Annotated in this window: 12 protein-coding genes and 1 pseudogene; 3 read left to right on the top strand and 10 right to left on the bottom strand. The window is 42.7% G+C overall.

All coding sequences use genetic code 11. The annotated features are described in order from the left end of the window. Positions 1–22: 22 nt before the first annotated feature. Positions 23–1,375, bottom strand: a complete 1,353-nt coding sequence (gene pmbA / locus F4V72_RS19785; RefSeq protein WP_044136437.1) for a metalloprotease PmbA — start codon at positions 1,373–1,375, stop codon at positions 23–25. 95 nt (positions 1,376–1,470) lie between these two features. Between pmbA and yjgA the strand changes: the two genes are divergently transcribed. Next, positions 1,471–2,022 (top strand): ribosome biogenesis factor YjgA, encoded by a 552-nt coding sequence (yjgA, locus tag F4V72_RS19790; RefSeq protein ID WP_023248634.1) that lies wholly within the window; start codon positions 1,471–1,473, stop codon positions 2,020–2,022. Between the two features lie 42 nt (positions 2,023–2,064). Here yjgA and F4V72_RS24530 read toward each other — a convergent pair. Continuing rightward, positions 2,065–2,304, bottom strand: a pseudogene (locus F4V72_RS24530) (hypothetical protein); the annotation flags it as partial. On the opposite strand from F4V72_RS24530, the gene F4V72_RS24175 reads away from it, so the two are divergent. Continuing rightward, the gene (locus tag F4V72_RS24175) at positions 2,249–2,416 is read left to right on the top strand and encodes a hypothetical protein (protein WP_154707533.1); all 168 of its coding nucleotides are present in this window, start codon (positions 2,249–2,251) and stop codon (positions 2,414–2,416) included. The pseudogene F4V72_RS24530 and the gene F4V72_RS24175 sit on opposite strands and share 56 nt — an antisense overlap. 84 nt (positions 2,417–2,500) lie before the next feature. Here the strand turns inward: F4V72_RS24175 and F4V72_RS19800 are convergent, their stop codons facing one another. From F4V72_RS19800 to mpl, 7 genes are all read right to left on the bottom strand, one after another. Then, a complete protein-coding gene (locus tag F4V72_RS19800; protein ID WP_023248635.1) occupies positions 2,501–4,537 on the bottom strand; it encodes an ATP-binding cassette domain-containing protein in 2,037 nt (678 codons plus the stop codon). 21 nt (positions 4,538–4,558) lie between these two features. Then, positions 4,559–8,767, bottom strand: a complete 4,209-nt coding sequence (locus F4V72_RS19805) for an Ig-like domain-containing protein (protein ID WP_136058536.1) — start codon at positions 8,765–8,767, stop codon at positions 4,559–4,561. An 11-nt stretch (positions 8,768–8,778) separates the two neighbouring features. Further along, positions 8,779–10,056, bottom strand: coding sequence for an HlyD family type I secretion periplasmic adaptor subunit (locus tag F4V72_RS19810; RefSeq protein ID WP_226295801.1), 1,278 nt, complete (start codon positions 10,054–10,056; stop codon positions 8,779–8,781). After that, positions 10,043–11,362: a TolC family protein gene (locus tag F4V72_RS19815; RefSeq protein WP_080070680.1), complete on the bottom strand. Its 1,320-nt coding sequence runs from the start codon at positions 11,360–11,362 to the stop codon at positions 10,043–10,045. The genes F4V72_RS19810 and F4V72_RS19815 overlap by 14 nt, the downstream gene beginning before the upstream one ends. Beyond that, the gene (locus tag F4V72_RS19820) at positions 11,362–12,615 is read right to left on the bottom strand and encodes a hypothetical protein (RefSeq protein ID WP_136058537.1); all 1,254 of its coding nucleotides are present in this window, start codon (positions 12,613–12,615) and stop codon (positions 11,362–11,364) included. Before F4V72_RS19820 ends, F4V72_RS19815 begins: the two co-directional genes overlap by 1 nt. Next, positions 12,612–13,163, bottom strand: a complete 552-nt coding sequence (locus tag F4V72_RS19825; RefSeq protein ID WP_136058538.1) for a hypothetical protein — start codon at positions 13,161–13,163, stop codon at positions 12,612–12,614. The genes F4V72_RS19820 and F4V72_RS19825 overlap by 4 nt, the downstream gene beginning before the upstream one ends. Before the next feature lie 255 nt (positions 13,164–13,418). Then, the gene (gene mpl, locus F4V72_RS19830; RefSeq protein WP_136058539.1) at positions 13,419–14,786 is read right to left on the bottom strand and encodes a UDP-N-acetylmuramate:L-alanyl-gamma-D-glutamyl-meso-diaminopimelate ligase; all 1,368 of its coding nucleotides are present in this window, start codon (positions 14,784–14,786) and stop codon (positions 13,419–13,421) included. A gap of 174 nt (positions 14,787–14,960) precedes the next feature. On the opposite strand from mpl, the gene fbp reads away from it, so the two are divergent. After that, the gene (gene fbp / locus F4V72_RS19835; RefSeq protein WP_136058540.1) at positions 14,961–15,959 is read left to right on the top strand and encodes a class 1 fructose-bisphosphatase; all 999 of its coding nucleotides are present in this window, start codon (positions 14,961–14,963) and stop codon (positions 15,957–15,959) included. Positions 15,960–16,056: 97 nt separating this feature from the next. On the opposite strand, the gene F4V72_RS19840 is transcribed toward fbp, so the two are convergent. After that, complete coding sequence (locus F4V72_RS19840; protein ID WP_023248642.1) at positions 16,057–17,169, bottom strand: methyl-accepting chemotaxis protein; 1,113 nt, start codon at positions 17,167–17,169, stop codon at positions 16,057–16,059. Positions 17,170–17,202: the final 33 nt, after the last annotated feature.

Genomic DNA, 17,202 nt, shown 5'->3' on the forward strand with positions numbered 1-17,202 from the left:
GCAGCTTGAAGTATGACGGGTATTATTGTCCGGCGATTTTCATCTCCGGTAACAGTACCGAACCACACTGTATATTACTACGCGTTTCAATATCGTCGCCGACGGTGACAATATTTCGCCACATCTCTTTTAAGTTGCCGGCAATGGTGATTTCACTCACCGGGTACTGGATTTCACCATTTTCAACCCAGAATCCGGCAGCGCCACGGGAGTAGTCGCCGGTAATACCGCTGACACCCTGGCCCATCAGTTCTGTCACCACCAGGCCGGTGCCCATCTCTTTAAGCAACTGCTCAAAGTTCAACCCCTGCCCGGCGATACGCCAGTTATGGATGCCGCCCGCATGACCAGTACTTTTCAGCCCCAGTTTGCGGGCAGAATAGTTGGTCAGTAACCATTGAGTCAGCACGCCATCCTTCACAATGTCACGGCGCTCCGTGCGCACGCCTTCGCCGTCGAACGGTGAAGACGCCAGCCCTTTTAGCAGATGCGGGTGTTCTTCGATGGTTAACCATTCCGGCAGAATTTGTTTGCCCAGCGAGTCAAGCAGAAAAGTGGATTTACGGTATACCGCGCCGCCGGCAATCGCCCCGACCAGGTGGCCAAATAACCCTGTCGCCACTTCATTGGCGAAAATCACCGGCGCTTTCATGGTGGAAAGCTTGCGCGGCGACAGACGGGATAACGTACGGCGCGCGCACTCGGCCCCGACCCATTCCGGCGCTTGCAGATCCGCCATCGCCCGACCAATGGTATAAGCGTAATCACGCTCCATATCGCCATTTTCTTCAGCAATGACACAGCTTGAGAGCGAATGGCGCGTGGAGCAATATCCTTGCAACATACCGTGGCTGTTGCCGAACACTTTAATGCCGTAATGGCTGTTAAAGCTACCGCCTTCGGTATTGGTAATGCGTTTATCCACCTTTAGAGAAGCCTGCTCCGCACGCGCGGCTAGTTCAATGGCTTCGTCTGGCGTAACCTCTGCCGGGTGGAACAAGTCCAGATCCGGCGCGTCAAACGCCAGCAGCTCTCTGTCCGCCACGCCTGCGCACGGGTCCGGCGACGTGTAACGAGCGATATCCAGCGCGGCCTGCACGGTGCGGGCAATCGCCTGCGGGCTTAAATCCGTCGAGGAAGCGCTGCCTTTGCGGTTCTGGTGATAAACGGTGATCCCCAGCGCGCCGTCGCTATTAAATTCGACATTCTCTACTTCACCATAACGGGTACTGACGCTAATGCCGGTGGTCTTGCTGACGGCCACTTCCGCCCCATCCGATTTGCCTGAGGCTAACTCCAGCGCTGTCGAAACTGCTTCTTCCAGAATCTTACGCTGCGCTTCAACTTGTGAGATTACTTTCATTGCAAATGCCATAATGTAGAGAGAGTTTCTCTGAAGTCTAACAGAGAACCGTTTTTCAGTGCGCATCTTAACTGGTAACATTAGCCTCTTTTTTTAAGGAGCCTGACATGACAAAGCAGCCCGAAGACTGGCTCGACGACGTTCCCGGTGATGACATCGAAGACGAAGACGATGAAATTATCTGGGTCAGTAAAAGTGAAATTAAACGCGATGCCGAGGAATTAAAACGCCTGGGCGCGGAACTGGTGGATCTGGGGAAAAACGCGCTGGATAAGATCCCGCTGGACGCCGATCTGCGCGACGCCATTGAACTGGCCCAGCGTATCAAAATGGAAGGACGTCGCCGCCAGTTGCAGCTTATCGGAAAGATGCTGCGCCAGCGCGACGTTGAACCTATTCGCCAGGCGCTGGACAAGCTAAAGAATCGCCATAATCAGCAGGTGGTGCTGTTTCACAAGCTTGAGCATCTGCGCGATCGTCTGATCGTCGAAGGCGATGACGCAGTAGCCGAAGTACTGATCCTGTGGCCTAACGCCGATCGTCAACAGCTTCGTTCATTGATCCGCAATGCGAAGAAAGAGAAAGAAGGCAACAAACCGCCGAAATCAGCGCGTCAGATCTTCCAGTATCTGCGTGAGCTGTCTGAGAACGAAGAGTAAAATGATACGCAAGGGCAACCTTGCGTATCCACTCAATAAAATATAAAACTCCTCGCCTTTTTTATCCCGGTCAGAATCGAAAATACGTTGATGCAGAATGTACTTCCCTGACTCCTGCCGTGGGCGCTTGATAGCCTTTTACCGGTCCAGTTATTTATAAATACGCATTGCTGGCTTTCTGACGCTAAGGCACACGACACAAATCTTCTTATCCATCGACACTCCCGTGAATGAAAAAGCCGCCATGACGGCGGCCAGGTTTCTTCTGGAAAAGAATATAATACCGGGCGCGCAGGCTTGTACCGTCCATGGAAAATTTGAAAAGAGTTCCATCAGCGCCGGGTATGCAGGCATCATGCCTGAAGTCATTTGCATGAGCCAAGATAAAACGTAAATAACTGGCACAAATTAGCCCGTATATGCGGGCTAATTTACAGGTCAAACAGCAGAAATGTAAAAAAGCGGTACACTGTACTGATTAAGGGAATAGCTCTGCGTGCAGATAATCACCTGTAATTTTTCCATTCTTTAAATAAATTACTCTGTCAAAAAATTGTAATAAATGTTTGCGATGCGTTGTCATGACGAGTGTTTTTCCTTTAAGGATAGTATCTATTTTACTGAAAAATTCGCTTTCACTTTTCTCGTCAAGAGAAGAAGTCGGCTCATCCCAAACAAAGATATTTGCTGAACCGCTGATACTTCTTGCCAGAAGCAATTTCTGTAATTGCCCCGATGAAAAACCCTCTTCCATATAGCTAACATGCCGTTTCATACCGCCAGGGTCATTAAGAATAAAATCACACCCAAGTAACTTTAAGGCATCTACAACCTTAGGCGGATTGGTGCTGTTCTTAAGCAAAAAATTGTATTCAAGGGTACCAGATAAAAAACCATCTTTAGGGTAAATACAGCTAATTTCTTTAAAGAAAAAATCAGAGGATAAATGATTCGAGCTAACACCATCATAAATTACTGCGCCCGAATGAGGCAATTTCATTCCACTAATGAGTGAAAGCAGAGTTGACTTACCGGCTCCACATTCCCCCACAATTGCAATTTTTTGTCCAATGGGTATTTCGAGATCGATTTCTCTTAAAACATCAGGTCCAACATCATCGTATTTCCAGGAAAGATTTTTAACCAGAATAGAATTTTTGGGTTTAATATAGGTTAACAAATTTGGAGAAGTACTTGTTGGTGAATCAAATAGCGCCCCCATGTCATGAGTAACTCTTCTTGCTGTTAGTACAGACATAAACAGTGAGGAAAATGAATTCATTATAGAAGACATACGCCCAACAATAATAACTGAAGAAATAATAGCGCCGGTTGTAATGCGTCCCTGCACGACCAAAAACCACGAGCACATCATTATCAACAGTTGATTTAAACCAGACATCGATGCCATAATATACTGATAGGTAGACATCATCCTTTTAATCTTCAATGAGGTAATTGAATTATCTTCTGACATAACTACCCAGTCAGTCAATAACCTTTCACTATTTATATTTTTGACCGAATCAAGAGAAAATAAAACTTCAGAAAACCACGAGTCTCGCGACTGATTTTTATTTTGCTGTTCTTTTCCTAGTTTATCCATGGATATGTTATGGTACCAGGAATATATTACCCCAACTATAGTCATCACTACCGGTACCAGCCCCACAAATCCGAGATTCATACAAATAATAGTAACATAGATTATGAATACAGGTAATTCAGCAACTTTTTGAATAAGCCCATAGAAAATAATAGACTTAACTCTCTGAAACTCGACCCAGAGGAAATAGAGCGTCGACACCATGTATGAATGGCTGTTCGTACGGATAACATTTTCCATAAAACTAATATCAAGAGTGACATCATCAGCTCGAGAAAGCAATGACTGACTAATATCACGCGAAGTCCGTAAAAACAATTCAAGTAGTATCATAATCACTACAATACCACATATCGAGAACAGCGAAGAAACAGACTCACTAGGTATTAACTTATCATAAAACACACTACTAAAAACAGGAATGGTTAGCGCAGTCAATGCTAACAGAAAAGAGGCCAAAAAATATCTACAGTAATAACTTTTGTTCTCAGAGATAAGTCTAAAAAGCATACGCTTTACTGATATTTTTTCTTTAAGGGTTTCATTCTGGGTAACATGAAATATTGTTTTACCATTATAAAAAGAATCATCAATGATGACATCCTGAAACTTTTTATCTAATCCAAGTACCGTGACCGCATTTTTCATCACTCTAACGACAACTAACCAACGGCCTTCACCAGCATGAATAATGAGGGGCATATTCTTTGCACTTATGTCATGAATACATCCCGCTAACACAGGCTTAGCCGTGATACCATAAGGTAACAATACACCATTAATCTTTACTTCTGAATCAGCAATTTCATCAACTTCTGGGGGGGAAGGCTCCGCCCTCCCCCAAAAACATGACAGTACAGTTATCAATTCGCCTGTTCGAATACATAAATCACTAACAATATTAAGCATTATTAACTCTATAAGAATAGATTAAATATGATGATTGGTATGAATACTATGATGATGTTCATCAGCATTATGCATATGTTCGTTATACGCGTGAGTAATAAAATGCCTTATAATATTAACCTGGTGATTACCAGATAATCCCCTATGTTCCCCTTCATGGTTCTTAGCAAAAGCGTCATTAAGCCCAGTGATTTTTTCGGATACGGAAGAATGATGCTCCATTTTATGCATAAATTGTGCAAACGCATCGATACTTGTATGCTCCAAAGGCGTATGTTCTGATCGGGTAACGCTAGCTGGAACTGAGTGTGGGTGAGACTCAGAGGCATGATGAAATATATCAGCCAACTTATGCTTATCGAAGCCTCCCGAATGTTCAACATGATGATCGACCATATGGGGTATCAAATCAGACACATGAGATAAGTCCTGATGAGAAGCACTTTTAGCCTGAGGAATATCGACCACAACAAACTCATTCATATACGAGGTGCTTCCGTCGGCATAATGGATTGCCAGATTAACCTCATAAACTCCATTCTCGTGAACGACATTACCAGGAATAGACCAGGAACCATCATCATCATGGACTAAAGCATATGTTTTTCCTTGCCATATAATATCAACAGAGCTAGCACTGTTGGGGATATCGGAAAAAACAACCGTATGGGTATCAGCATTAGTAATCAGCAAATGATTAATATTGTCTATAGAATCTGTGGGCCAGGTATTGGCGTCTGTTGAACCATTAACTGCAACTGCTGGGCTTTGGTTCCCAAAGCTATCTACAGAGTACACAGAATAATCTGTGCCTGAAGTATATTTTGCGGAAAGAGTCCATGAACCATCATCAGAAACCGTTGCTTGTGCAATGATATTTCCTGCACTATCAGTCAGATAAATAGTACTATCAGGCTCCCCCATACCAGAAAGAACAACAATACCTTGTTCATCAATATAAGAGGAATACTCAATATCAGGTGTTTGCGGTGGCGTGGTATCTATAACAATGTCATGCGTATACTCCATTGTATTACCCGCAACATCCGTTTCTTCAATAGTAACGCTCCATGTTCCATCACTGACAGGTGATGATTCAGTACTCCACTGTCCATTGCTGTCAACAATACAAGACGCAACGATAACGCCACCTATCATTATAGAGACGGTTGCTCCAGCTTCTCCCGTCCCGCTAAAGTCTAACGATTCGGAATTTGATTTCCATACGACAGGAGAGTCTTCAGCACCAGAAGTATTGGCTATTGGATTATCAAGTTGTAATGTCAGACCATCAACTTGATTATCAACACGAATGGTGTAATCAACTTCTGAAGTGTTACCACCAACGTCTTCCGAAATAATTTGTACTGAGGCGTTCTCTTGTGGGGGAAATTTTCCAGAATCAATATCTGCCTGCCAGTTACCCGAATTATCGGCCAATACGGAGGCAACTTGTACCCCATCAATATAAATAGTGATTTTGCTATCGGCCTCCCCCTCACCGTTTAAAGAAATTGTCGCAGGATTATCTGTAATATATATCACATCGGTATTTGCAGTAACCTGTACTCCTTCAACAGAGGTCACCAGAAGCGTTGCATCATAGTGTGTATCGATTGTAAAATTTGTAACATCTGAAATACTGGTATTCCCTGCAACATCAGTGACTGAATATTGTAAGGTATGCACACCATCATCTAATGTTTGAGTATATTGCCAATTTTGCGATGATTGCGTTAAAACAATCGTATCGACCGGCTTACCATCCAGATAGATAATAACTGTCTCACCGACTTCGCCTGAAATTTTAAAACCGGGGTTATTATTGCCTGTGATATTATCGTTATTATAAAGCCCATCATCTGAAACCAGTGTTGGCGTATTAATTTGGGCAACCGTATCAATAGTCAGTGAAATTGTATCCGATGTGGCTCTATTTCCAGCAGCATCGTTAGCAACAACATAAATACTATGCGCCCCATCGCTTAAGGAATTAGAAAATTCATATGTCCAATTTCCTTGTGAATCAACCGTTGTCGTCGCATAGCTTTTACCATCCACATAAACGGTAATTGTGTCTCCTACTTCACCCTCGCCAGAGAAAGTAGGTTTAGAGACATTTGTAATCATGTCTGTTGGATCTGCCGAATCTTGCGATGCGGGAAATACAATAGTGGGAGTATCAATATGTGTATCAAGTGTTAAAGAGGCTGTTTTTGTCTCAGTGTTACCGGCGATGTCGGTGATAACAACGGAAACAGAATATACGCCATCAGGACCTAATGACAGATTAGTAGACCAGTTCCCGTTTGAATCAACGGCCAATTCATCAACATGTCTACCATCTACATAAACATCAATTGTAGACCCTGCCTCACCCTTTCCAGACAATGCGGGTGTAGTGTCATTCGTCAGAGAGCTCATACTAATAGAGAATTGACTGATATGAGTATCGACTGTGACAGAAATAGCCTCAGAGGTTGCCGTATTTCCTGCCACATCTGTTGTTACCAGCTGTACGGAGTATTCCCCATCAGGAAGAGATTTAAGCTCATAAGTAATAACCCCATCATCGCCAACCGATATGGTGTCAACTTTGACACCATTGACTATGATATCAACTGATGATCCAACTTCACCATTTGCTGTAATCACCGGAGACGAATTATTCGTAATAAGATCGGTTAATGCTCCACTATTTGTTTCATCAGTAATAGTCAAATTAGTAACAAATGTTGAAGTATCACAGTCAATATTTATTACAGTTTCCGAAATATTACCCGCTGCATCTTGTGATGTAATAGTGAAAATATTACTACCTTCTGGCAATGAATTTAATGTAACTTCCCAATGCCCTTCATTATCTGCAGTTGTAGTACTGACAGGTATTCCATTGCTATCATAAATAGTTATTATACTACCGGACTCAGCATTACCTGTCACGGAGACATTTTTATGCATTGTAATGCCATCAATACTGCTGCTTCCCGTATCATCTGATGAAAGTAAATTTGCCGTGACGGGTGAAATCGTTGTATCAATTCTGATATCAACGGGTACTGATGTTGCTGAATTACCAGCAATATCGGTCACAGTAACTGAAATCACATAAACGCCATCAGGAAGTTGCTGACCAACATTAAAAGACCAGGTTCCATCATCATTTTCTGATGCTGTTGAAGCGGATATCAACTCCCCATTATCATTGGTAATAGTGGCCTTAACCGATGCAGCATCAGGATCTATATTAGATATAGTTAACACGGGAGAGTTAATATTTGTCACACCATCGACATTACTTATTCCTGTATCATTATTTAGCGCAAGACTAATCTCAGGAACTGATACATGAGTGTCAATAGTAATATTGATACCTGATTTTTCCTGAGCACCGGATGGATATATTGTCGTTGCCTGAACGGAGTAGCTTCCATCAGGAAGATTTCTATCAATTATATATGAAAAATTACCTGAAGCGTCCGTTGTTGTTTCACCAACCACTACCCCATTAATTGAAATATAGACAATGCTGTCCGCTTGCGATTTTCCTGCAACCATAGGACAGATATCATTGGTAACATTATCACGTGCAACGCCACTATCACTACTGTCAACCAACTCCAACGTGATAGAAGGCAAATTACCGCCGCTCGGTGTCTCAGGAGGAGCACTGACTGAGCTTGAGGGGTCTGATAAAACCATAAATTCGCGCTGCTCGACGTTGTCCATCTGCTCATCATACTCAAAATCAAAATCCTTCAAATGAACATCAGATTGTGGATTAGAAAAATCTTGCTGCCTGGCATCTTGCTGTAATATCTGATGCATTTCCTGAAGAAGGGAATGCTCAGAGTGTTGCTCCTGTTTGACATGTTCAGCAAGATGTTTGAGCTCCTCTTTTGTTTTCGCAAGTTCTTTTTCAAGTTCTTCTTTATCGATATTTTGAGTATGTTGATTATTGATGACATCCTGACTTAAATGCGTAAGATTGACATTCTGCAGATCAACTTTATCAAGAAGTGTTTTCCCCGCAACTGCAGTATCCGAAAACGTAACGACAATACCCGATCCATTTAGCGATGAATAAAGCGCACCATTTATAATATGGATCTCATTTGATTCAAATTTAACAATAAGATCTGACCCATTTATGGAAATTTTTGCATCAGAAAGCGAACCATACTTAGTCAAATCAACATTTGAATTATTGCTTACGTAATAATTTTCCATAATAAAACTCCTTATCGATGGTCAGAAGGTAACGGCTCTGAGAGCGCCCCTTTAAATGTTTTAGCAATAGGTGACATAAGATAATCAAGAATCGTATGCTTACCAGTTATAATATTTGCATCAACGATCATTCCCGGTTTAATATTTGATAAAGCACTGTCGGAAACATAAAACTCAACCATAACTTTATAATATTCTTTCAACCCGGCATTATCCTTAGATTCAATAATATCAGGGCTAATACTTTCAATTATTGCCGGATATGGTTGACGCCTGGAGTTTACAATTGACTCGATTGAAATTGTTGTTTTTTCACCAACAAAAATTTGATCGCGGTACTTCGGATTAATTTTCACCTCAGCCCTGATATGCTTATCAACAGGTTTAATCTCGAATAACATTTCTGTCGGTGAAATAACCCCACCAATAGTCATCGCATTTTTATTTACATTATATATAACGCCTTCAACAGGGGAGTGAACAATATTCTCAGAACGTTGTAAACCGATAATTTTTAGCTCAGCATTCAAGATTGACAAATCATTTTCACTATCTTGTAGTTTTTTTTGAATTGAGTGTAAATAGTCTTGCCTGATGGTCGAGATCTCGTTACCTTTAAGATCAATAAAGTTATTTTTACTAACAATTTGATTATTTATTTCTGAAATCTCAGATTGAAGACGAACAGCACTTTGTTTTTTAACTAATAAATTACTTAGTGGACTTATACCTTTTTTCACCAATGGTTCAATGATGTTTATTTCTTTAGCGCTCAGGTTATATTCTTCTTTTTTATTTTTTACTTCTTCCTCAAGACCATGAATTTCACTTTCAGCACCTTTACTTTCACTTTGCTTTGACTGTATTTGATCATTGATAGTCTTCGAATTACTAATTATTTCAGGATCGTCAACATTTGCATAATTAAAATAATCAATTACATTTAAATTATTTGAAATAAAATATGAAAGATCATTGATCTTTTTCTGAAGTTGCTTCGCTTTAACTTTCTTTTGTTCGAAATCCTTATCTATATCGTGGTTAATTATCTTTGCCAGTTCTTGTCCTTTATGAACATAATCGCCTTCATGGCAGTATAAATCCGCAATTACACCCCCCTTACTCAGTGAAACTACCTGAGAGTTTGAACGGTTAACAACATTACCTTCCCCGTGAACAACCGCATTAATTTCAGCCGAGGAAGAAATGCCCAACAAAATAAGCAGAAAGACAATAAGCCACTGCATTATACGAACTGAGTGTATGGAGTCTACATCAACGGTATACATTTTCATTTTCATTAATAGTTTTTATTAGCATATCGCCTAATAACATTTGGTCCAAATTGGCTGTGTATACCTGATATTGGCTTTCAATAATTTCTGAGCATGCGCGAAAGAGTTCACTACGGCTAGTGACCAGATCAAGTAAAGATTTTTGACCAATTTTAAACTCCTGCTCATAAAGAGATGTCAAATCTCGGGCATTGCGGCATGATTGATTTGCCAATTTTAAAGATTCAATACCAGAGCGATACTGCGCGGCATTAGATTTTATTTTCAGCGTAACTTCTTTAAGTAAATCATCCCGGTCTGCGAGAGTCTTATTCAACATATCGCGTCTTTTGTTAGCATCAGAAACATCCTTAAACCCATTAAAAATATTCCAGCCAACTTTTACTCCAACTCGAAATTCATCTTTATAGTCATCAATATCAGAATCATTTGATGGTGTGTTGTCTGTATAGCCAGCCTGGAAGTCCACTGTTGGAAAGAATTTATCTTTTGATGCTATATACTCTGCTTTTGCAGCATCAATTTTTTTATCTGCACTAAGAACTTTAGAATTCTGCTTCAATATAAGTGATAAAAATGCTTCACCATCCATATTAAACCTGTATTTACTAATTGCCGATGGTACACTAGTCAGATTATTTCTGGATATCCGATCATTAGTATATATATTTAGCGTATTAAGTTCATCATCAAGCTTTTCGTTAACATTTATCTTTTGGACATTTAATGAATCAATTGAAGCCTGTATTTTTTTTAGATCTGACTCGGTCGACTCGCCAGATTTCACAAGATATTCAAAATCATGCAAGCGGTCATGATAGTAGCTCAATTCATTTTGGATAATATCCAGTAGTTCTTTTTGTTTATTCACGGTTAAGAAACTTTTCGTCACTTTCCCTGCAATTTCACTCTCACGATCCAGATATATATAATTTGCAGAATTCCATTCATTATTACTCTCATCAATTAACTGATCTCTTACACCAAAATCAAGTATGCGATAATTTAGCATGATCTGATTTTTTACATTGTCTTCAGTGGTGCGCGTAGAGCCTTTCTCATATGCACGAGCAACCTCTGATGTCATATCTAATGTCGGATATAATGATGACTTTGCGATATTAATATCTTCTCTTTTTGCTTCAGAACCCCATTTTGCTGAGGCCACAGAACTTGATGAAGTAATCCCATCCTTAATCAAAGTTGATAGCGCATAGATATTTTGCCCTGAAGAAAACGATGGCATTGAGAAAAGCGATGCAAAAGCAAATAATGCATAATTAACTTTAGATGTTGACATTATTTAGTAACCTTACTTGTTAAAGCTTTATGCATTTCTACTAATTTTTCAAACAAAGGATAAAATGTTGAATGACTTGACTCCATTTCTTTTAAGAGAATATCTGCATACATTTTATTTTCAGTTGCATTTTCTTTTAGCATGTCAAGGTGTTCAAGATGGTTTTTTTCCTGTTGCCCACTAATACTGTCTATTTCTGCCGCTATCGATAAATTTCCTTTGAGGATATCATTGCATTTATTGCTATATTCCTGGTGATTTTTCATCTGCAAACAAATACCTTCGCTAATCATTTTTTTTGCAGAATCAATACCAGACTTAAGGATAACCTGTTCCTGACTCAAAATTACCAAAACATCATTAATACTTGAAAGGCAAGAGTTGATACGGGACATATTCATATCAATCCCAGACAATACCTCAGCAGTAATATTATATTGTTTATCAGTTGTGTTATTTAGATTAATTACCTGTTCAAGAATACTATTAATACCCTTTGCAATAATTCTGCCTGTATTAACTCTGTTATTATTTAAATCTATTTGCTCATCATTTCTCTTAAGGTATTCAATTGACATCTCTCTTAAACAATAAAAAAGTGAATTGTAGGCGCTCCGACATATAATTGTCTGTACGCCTAAGAGGATGGCACTAACTACGCCATAAATAGAAGCCACAAAAGCAATATTCATCCCACGAAGTGGGGCAGAAAGGGATTTCATGATATTAACGATAACATCTAATATCTCGCTACTGTTTCCGCCCCCACCTCCAAGGCCTGATTTGTCTAATAAGACAACAACAGATGCAACCGTTACAGACAAACCAAAAAACGTGCCAAGCAGCCCCATCATGGTTGATGTATTCATACAAGTGTGAATCAATGACAACCTTTGCGTTTTTGTCTTAAAGGCGCTTTCATTGGCACTTGATATCAATGAACCTGCATTGGGGTATTCAGCGGAATAAAAAACCTTATTAAGATTAGAGATCAATCGACAGTTTTTATCTCCATCCCCACTACTTAAAATAAATCTGGCACGTCCAACTTCAACTATCGAGTAGAAACTAACAAAAGCACCAATGCTATAAATAGTAAGAATTGCAGTATTGAATATAGCACTCGCTCTGTATGTTGAGAATATATATCCTCTTAGATAAGGAGAAAATAAAAACATAGCGGGAATTAATGCAACCACCAAAGATAAAATTGGAATTATAAGTATGCTGAATTTATTCTTTATTGAAATCATTTTGTTCCCTTGTAGATTATTATTTGTCCATTACTGCTATTTGAGCCTGATGCCACTTCAATTGAAAGCTTCAATTCATGTTTATTAATTTCAAGAGATTTTGCCAGCAAGACAGCTCTCTCATAGGCAATTTTAATTTCATCAGATACAGGCAAGTTATTGCCGTTTGTCGCCACAATGCTGACATGATCTTCACTACCAATCCAGTCAACTATCTGCTTTAGTTCATTTTCTGATATCTGCCACTTATTGGGATCATAACTAATAATGACTTTATCTTTACTAAAAATTAAAGATGAGTGATTAGTTGCATCCTTAATAAAAACACCATCCTTTGAGACGTTATATTCTTTTTTATTTTCAACGCTTACAGTTTCAGACTGGCTGTTTTGCTGCACTTCAGCTTTAAACTGAGCATAAACTTTTTGTGAACTCTCATACATTACGACCATACTATTCAATATGAATAGAAGCGTCAGAAAAATAAAGATACTTAATACTGTCGAAAATGCATCAACAAATGTTGGCCATGGGTTGCTTTCTTCCATAAAAATGACCTTGCGTTAGAGTAAAATTAATAGCACTATCATCCATTGTGGGACTTATATGTTCAAGGAATGCAGAAGCTTGAAGTATCATTTTCAGAATAAATTAATATAAGAATGGGATGTTTAGAAGGGGTGCATTCACTAGGATTATGAATGGTGACGATTTTAAAATATATTAAGAGATCAACTTAAAAGGTATATTAAATAATATTACGCACTATAAAGATCACTTTATAGTGCGTTAATATAATATTGTTACAACAATGCCTTATTCGCCAGGCCATCCAACAATTTCTGATGGATGCCACCGAAACCTCCATTGCTCATCACCAGAATATGATCGCCAGGCTGTGCAGTTTTCACTACCATATCCGCCAGAGTATCGACATCGCCATTCCAGTGAGCAGGCTGTACGCAGGCGTCCGCCACTTCCGAAACCTGCCACGGAATATGCGGCGGCTGAAGCAGGAAAACTTCATCCGCACGCCCTAACGACGGCGCCAGGTCATCCTTGCATAACCCCATCTTCATGGTGTTAGAACGCGGCTCAAGCACCGCAATGATACGCGCCGTACCTCCGACTTTACCGCGTAAGGCCGCCAGCGTTGCCAGAATCGCCGTCGGGTGATGGGCGAAATCGTCATAGACCGTTACGCCGTAAGCTTCCCCGCGCAGTTCCAGGCGGCGGCGGGCGTTAATAAATGACCCCAGCGCGCTGGCCGCTTCAGCGGGCGCGACGCCCACGTGGCGCGCGGCGGCAATCGCCATCAGCCCATTATGCATATTGTGCTCGCCCACCAGTCCCCATTTCACATCGCCGACTTTTTCGCCGTCCAGCCACACTTCCCACTCGGAAGCATCGGTAGTCAGCTTCTTCGCCTGCCAGTGCCCCTGCTCGCCCACCAGCTCCTGCTCGCTCCAGCAGCCCAGCGCCATGGTTTGTTTTATATTGATATCGTTTTCGGGCCAAATGATCCGTCCCTGCCCTGGCACAATGCGCACCAGATGATGGAACTGCTTCTGGATCGCTTTCAGATCGTCGAAAATGTCGGCATGATCAAACTCAAGATTATTGAGGATCAACGTACGCGGGCAGTAATGCACAAATTTAGAACGTTTATCAAAGAACGCGCAGTCGTACTCATCCGCTTCGATAACAAAGAACGGACTTTCGCCCAGCCGCGCGGAAACCTCAAAGTTGCCCGGTACGCCGCCGATAACGAATCCCGGCTTGTACCCGCACGATTCCAGTATCCAGGTCGCCATGCCTGCGGTCGTGGTTTTACCGTGAGTACCGGCGACCGCCAGTACCCAGCGATCGCGCAACACAAAATCGTGCAGCCACTGTGGACCAGACATAAAGGGAATGTTTTTTTCCAGTACCGCTTCCACGCACGGATTCCCGCGCGTCATCGCATTGCCGATAATCACCAGATCCGGCTGAGGATCGAGCTGGCTGGCGTCATAACCCTGAATCAGATCAATCCTTTGCTTCTCAAGTAAAGTACTCATCGGCGGATACACATTGGCGTCCGACCCCGTTACTTCATGACCAAGCGAGCGAGCGAGCATCGCCAGTCCACCCATGAAAGTGCCACAAATTCCCAAAATATGAATGCGCATACGTCACTATCCTTTTTTTATCTGCGAGACATTTTACGCACATGTCTGGCAAGTGAGAAACGCATTTCAGGTAAATCTGTACTTTGCTGGCGCGATTCACCTGAGCGCATCATCTGAAATGTTTGTTAAGATTGTTACGGTCGCTTTACTCCAATCAATTGCAGGGAAAGTGTTATGAAAACGTTAGGTGAATTTATTGTCGAAAAGCAGCACGAGTTCTCTCAGGCTACCGGTGAGCTCACTGCTTTGCTGTCGGCAATAAAATTGGGCGCCAAGATCATCCACCGCGATATCAACAAGGCCGGTCTGGTCGATATCCTGGGTGCCAGCGGTGCTGAGAACGTACAGGGCGAGGTTCAGCAGAAACTCGATCTGTTCGCGAACGAGAAACTGAAAGCTGCACTAAAAGCGCGCGATATTGTAGCGGGCATCGCATCGGAAGAAGAGGACGAAATCGTCGTCTTTGAAGGCTGCGAACACGCGAAATATGTAGTGCTGATGGACCCTCTGGATGGCTCTTCTAACATCGACGTTAACGTCTCTGTCGGTACGATTTTCTCAATTTATCGTCGCGTGACGCCCGTTGGCACGCCGGTCACCGAAGAAGATTTCCTGCAACCCGGCAACAAGCAGGTCGCTGCGGGATATGTCGTGTATGGCTCTTCCACCATGCTGGTTTACACCACTGGCTGCGGCGTACACGCTTTCACCTACGATCCGTCGCTGGGCGTGTTCTGTCTGTGCCAGGAACGTATGCGTTTTCCGGAAAAGGGTAAAACCTACTCTATTAACGAAGGCAACTACATTAAGTTCCCGAATGGCGTGAAGAAGTACATCAAATTCTGCCAGGAAGAGGATAGTTCAACAAGCCGCCCTTATACCTCGCGTTACATTGGCTCTCTGGTGGCCGATTTTCACCGCAACCTGCTAAAAGGCGGCATCTATCTCTACCCGAGCACCGCCAGCCACCCGCAGGGAAAACTGCGTCTACTGTATGAGTGCAACCCGATGGCGTTCCTCGCGGAACAGGCCGGCGGCAAAGCGAGCGATGGTAAAGAGCGTATTCTGGATATCATCCCGGAAAGCCTGCACCAGCGCCGCTCATTCTTCGTCGGTAATCGCCATATGGTTGAAGATGTGGAACGCTTTATCCGGGTATTCCCGGACGCGTAATCCGTTCGGGCAAAGGCCCGCATGTAGGCCGGAGAAAAAGCGTGGCGTTGCCGATTGCCGGATGGCGGCTTCGCCTTATCCGGCCTACAATTTGCGGTTACGCCGTTTGCAGTTTAAACGTGGCAACAGCCTCCACTAATACGTGCGATTGTTCCTCCAGAGAGCGCGTTGCGGCGGATGATTGTTGTACCAACGCTGCGTTCTGCTGCGCCGTTTCATCCATCTGGCTGACGGCAATATTGACCTGCTCAATACCCCGGCTCTGCTCGCGGGACGCATTAGCGATTTCGCGCATCAATTTAGTCATGCGTAAAACTTCGGTCGCAATTTCATCCATGGTTTCGCCAGCCTGCTGCGCCAGCTCGCTTCCTTCGCCCACCTGTGTTTGCGAATCACTAATCAACGTGCGAATCTCTTTTGCCGCCTCGGCGCTACGGCTGGCTAAATGACGAACCTCTCCGGCAACTACGGCAAAGCCGCGCCCTTGTTCACCTGCGCGCGCCGCTTCTACTGACGCATTCAGCGCCAGGATGTTAGTCTGAAAAGCAATGCCGTCAATCACACTGAGAATATCGGCGATGCGATTAGAACTCCCTGATATATCGCGCATTTTTTCGATAACGTAGCACACCATTTCGCTGCCGCGATCGGCGGTATCAGACACGGTTTTCGCCAGTTGATGTGCTTGTTCCGCGTTTTCCGCATTCTGCTTCACCGTTGCCGTCAATTCTTCCATGCTGGCAGCAGTCTGTTCGAGCGATGTCGCGGTCGACTCGGTTCGCGTAGCAAGATGAACATTACCTGCCGTTAATTCCCGGCTACCGATGTCAATCTGTGAACTGGCATCACGCACGCGCCTCACGGAATTGCTCAGCGCGGCGCGCATATCCGCCATCGCGGTATTAAGGCGGTTAAACTCGACGCAGGCAGGTTGATAGTCAACAGGCGTTAAATCGCCGGTCGCCAACCGCTCTAGCTGTTCCACTACGTTATCCAACGGATACAGCAACTTATTACGCAGCATCAGCCACATCACCCATAACAGGCCCAGCGCAACCAACGTTGCGGCGCTCATCACGCCATAGTATGCCCAGGAGGTGATAACACGCGCTGAAGCATAGAGTCCCATACTCCCCGTTAGCAATAAAAGCAGCGTCAGGGAAGACAATAACGCCAGCAAGCTGGCTCGAATAGAAAGGATTTTTGGCATTGTTATATTCCAGTTGTAGAGTTGAATTTGGCT

Source organism: Salmonella enterica subsp. diarizonae (genome assembly GCF_008692785.1).
Lineage (GTDB): Bacteria > Pseudomonadota > Gammaproteobacteria > Enterobacterales > Enterobacteriaceae > Salmonella > Salmonella diarizonae.

Excerpts from the sequence above, each read along its gene's own strand:
- pmbA (WP_044136437.1), bottom strand. The coding sequence starts at position 1,375 with ATGGCATTTGCAATGAAAGTAATCTCACAAGTTGAAGCGCAGCGTAAG.
- yjgA (WP_023248634.1), top strand. The coding sequence starts at position 1,471 with ATGACAAAGCAGCCCGAAGACTGGCTCGACGACGTTCCCGGTGATGAC.
- F4V72_RS19800 (WP_023248635.1), bottom strand. The coding sequence starts at position 4,537 with ATGCTTAATATTGTTAGTGATTTATGTATTCGAACAGGCGAATTGATA.
- F4V72_RS19805 (WP_136058536.1), bottom strand. The coding sequence starts at position 8,767 with ATGGAAAATTATTACGTAAGCAATAATTCAAATGTTGATTTGACTAAG.
- F4V72_RS19810 (WP_226295801.1), bottom strand. The coding sequence starts at position 10,056 with ATGTATACCGTTGATGTAGACTCCATACACTCAGTTCGTATAATGCAG.
- F4V72_RS19815 (WP_080070680.1), bottom strand. The coding sequence starts at position 11,362 with ATGTCAACATCTAAAGTTAATTATGCATTATTTGCTTTTGCATCGCTT.
- F4V72_RS19820 (WP_136058537.1), bottom strand. The coding sequence starts at position 12,615 with ATGATTTCAATAAAGAATAAATTCAGCATACTTATAATTCCAATTTTA.
- F4V72_RS19825 (WP_136058538.1), bottom strand. The coding sequence starts at position 13,163 with ATGGAAGAAAGCAACCCATGGCCAACATTTGTTGATGCATTTTCGACA.
- mpl (WP_136058539.1), bottom strand. The coding sequence starts at position 14,786 with ATGCGCATTCATATTTTGGGAATTTGTGGCACTTTCATGGGTGGACTG.
- fbp (WP_136058540.1), top strand. The coding sequence starts at position 14,961 with ATGAAAACGTTAGGTGAATTTATTGTCGAAAAGCAGCACGAGTTCTCT.
- F4V72_RS19840 (WP_023248642.1), bottom strand. The coding sequence starts at position 17,169 with ATGCCAAAAATCCTTTCTATTCGAGCCAGCTTGCTGGCGTTATTGTCT.